The organism is Mangrovibacterium sp., from assembly GCF_059905295.1.
In genome coordinates, this window is the sequence record NZ_JBZQJF010000104.1 from 1 (window position 1) to 3,098 (window position 3,098).

At 45.0% G+C, this 3,098-nt stretch carries 2 protein-coding genes; both read left to right on the forward strand.

Annotation, left to right across the window (positions count from 1 at the left end):
* Positions 1 to 919: acyl-CoA carboxylase subunit beta (locus AC37HE_RS05620; RefSeq protein WP_500781811.1), on the forward strand; the 919-nt coding region annotated here is incomplete at its 5' end.
* 533 nt (positions 920 to 1,452) lie between these two features.
* Positions 1,453 to 2,655 (forward strand): serine hydrolase domain-containing protein, encoded by a 1,203-nt coding sequence (locus tag AC37HE_RS05625; RefSeq protein WP_500781812.1) that lies wholly within the window; start codon positions 1,453 to 1,455, stop codon positions 2,653 to 2,655.
* Positions 2,656 to 3,098 lie beyond the last annotated feature (443 nt).

A 3,098-nucleotide genomic window follows, 5' to 3' on the forward strand; every position in this document is an offset into this window, starting at 1 on the left:
AGACGTAACACAGGAAGAGCTTGGTGGTGCCGTTACCCACAGCACCAAAAGTGGTGTAACACATTTTACGGGTGACGACGAAGAACAAACCCTGATGATGGTTCGCGAGCTGATGAGCTTTATTCCGCTCAACAATATGGAAGAACCGGAAGCCATTCCTTCAACCGACCCAATCGACCGGGCAGATGAAGAACTGGATGCGATTGTTCCGGCCGACCCGAACAAGCCTTACGATATGAAAGACATTATTTACAAAATTGTAGATGATGAACATTTCATGGAAGTACAACCCCACTACGCTAGCAATATTATTGTTGGTTTTGCGCGTTTTGGAGGCCGTTCAGTAGGTATTGTTGCCAACCAGCCCGCAAGCTATGCTGGTGTACTGGATATTAACTCGTCGGCTAAAGCAGCGCGTTTTGTGCGTTTCTGCGATGCCTTCAACATTCCCTTGGTTACCTTGGTTGACGTTCCCGGATTTTTGCCCGGAACACAACAGGAGTTTGGCGGAATTATTAAACACGGCGCCAAATTGTTGTACGCTTTTGCCGAAGCTACTGTACCTAAAATCACGCTGATCACCCGTAAAGCTTACGGTGGTGCTTACGATGTGATGTCGAGCAAGCACATTGGTGCCGATGTAAACTACGCTTACCCAACGGCCGAGATTGCCGTAATGGGCCCCGAAGGTGCGATCAATATTCTGCGTCGCGACATTAAAACCGACGAAGAAAAAGCCAAAGCTGTTGAAACATACCGCGACACCTTTGCCAACCCATTCCGGGCGGCATCGCTGGGCTATATCGACGAGATTATCTACCCGCGTGAAACGCGTAAAAAGATCATCAGCGCGCTCGATATGACGCATAACAAACGCAAATCCAACCTTCCGCGTAAACACGGTAACATTCCGTTGTAGAAATAGAAGTAGCCTTTAAAGGCGATTCCAATACAGAGAGCTCCCTGAACAATACCAGCCGGTATTTTCGGGGAGTTTCTTTTTCAAACCGCAGCTATTTTTTGAATAACCGCTTTAACGAATGACAGAACCGCATCAACTTTTGATACAACCGCTGTCACTTTTTGCAAAACCGCTGTCGCTTTTCACAAAACCGCACCAACTTTTCACAAAACCGCGCGGTTGTGCCATTTGCGTTAGCGGTTCTGTTATTTTCCAATGCGGTTGTGTCTTTTTCTGGTTCGGTTAAAGATCCAATCTGTTTCAAAAGATCGGATCTCTCCGGGAATTTCCAGGTACTTTAGTCTTGCTTATCTTTCTGCCGGAAGTAGCAATAACCGGGTGTACCAGTTATTACTTTTCCCAAAGGTTCAACTCTCACTTTTCGGTTTCTCCACCGAAGGTATTTCTTAAGGCTACACGAGCTGTTTCGCCACATTTTTCGTACTTTCGATGCCGCAAACAAATAATCTTAGAACCAATAACCCACTACGATGAAAAGAGAAAGTTACAGAATACCCAAGCTGTTAATTTACAAAGTTCTTCCCATCGCATTACTCGCATTCTGTTTGGCTTCCTGTTCGAAAAAACAAATAGATCCACGCGTAGTGCTCAACACCGATTATAAAAATGAAATTATTCAAGGTCGCGAAGCCTTGCGGATTTTTTTAATTGGAGGAGATTACGGAGCATCGGTTTCGGTTTCAGTCGACGGGCAAACCGTTTGGTCTGAAGGACTGGGCTATGCAAGCGCCGAATTAAAAGCCTTTGTTAATCCGGAAACAAAATTCCGAATTGGTCAAAGTTCGCAGATGTTTGCAGCGATGCTAATCGCCCGTTTACAGGAAGAAGGCAAGCTGAATGTCAAAGACTCCTTCCGCAAATATGTACCCAACTACCCCGCCAAACAGTACGATTTCAGTATTTATAATTTGGGAACTCATTCGGCAGGATTTCCGGAAACAAAAAATACACTTCTGCTGAATAAAGACAAGCTGAAGGACACAAAAGCGTTCATTCAGGCAACTGAAAAGGATACCCTGGTTTACCCACCAAACGAATATTTTGCCGTTAGCGATTATGGCACCTGTATGTTGGGTATTTTGGCCGAAACAGTTTGCAAAAAGGGCTATTCAAAACTGGTCCAGGACATGCTGCTCGACACCCTGGGCTTAAAGGAGACCGTGCTCGACAATCCAACCTACATTATTGAGAACAGAGCGGCCCCCTACTACCGCAATTTCATTGCTCAGGTTGTTAATGCCCCTGCAATCGACTCACGCTTTGTGGCCCCTGCCTATGGCTACCTGTCAACAGCCAACGATTTAAACAAGCTTGGGCAAAAGCTCATGAAGAAAGAATTTTTCTCGGACGAGAGCTACAAACTCTTCTTCACACAAAACAAACTGAATAACGGTTATGAGACCGAATTTGGCTTCGGTTGGACGATCTATAAAGACCGAGAAGGACGAACGGTATACATTCAGCAAGGTACAACTATTGGCGGAACCTCGTTCCTGGCAATCTTCCCCGATCAAAAATTGGTTGTTAGCTTATGTGCTAACATTGAAGACACAGAATCGTTTCCAACAGGGAAAATTTCCCAACTATTCCTGGATAAGATTGATCCACGAAAACAGGAAGCACCGACACCGCAGCCTGCTAAAAACAAGAAAGACGTAAAAGCTGAAAATTAAGCGATAATAAGCAATTCTGGAAACCGGCCACAAGCCGGTTTTTTTGGCACAAAGCAGCCAGAATTCCAGGAATCGTCAACCGGAATGAAGGTAAAAGATTTCCCAAAAATCAGGTTGTCATTGTCTTTAGAAGTTGTCGGGGTGACACACACACTTGGAACCTGGTGGCAAAGAGGCTGTCCAAAAAGTCTGAAGAATTTTTCCTAAACTTTCAAATTGTAAGTCCATTCAAGCTACTGACCCCTAAATCCCCTAAAGGGGACTTTAAGCCATCTGGCTGCTGCCGGAGAGGTTGGGAGTGGTAAAATCAGCAAGAGCTTTCAATTTGTAAGTCTGAATTTCTTCACGTCAACTTTTGGGACAGTCTCCAGGCAGAACACTTGAAACTCGAAACTCGAAACTCGAAACTCGAAACTCGAAACTTGAAACTCGAAACTCGAAAC

Coding starts and splice junctions, on each gene's coding strand:
- AC37HE_RS05625 (WP_500781812.1), top strand. CDS start 1,453: ATGAAAAGAGAAAGTTACAGAATACCCAAGCTGTTAATTTACAAAGTT.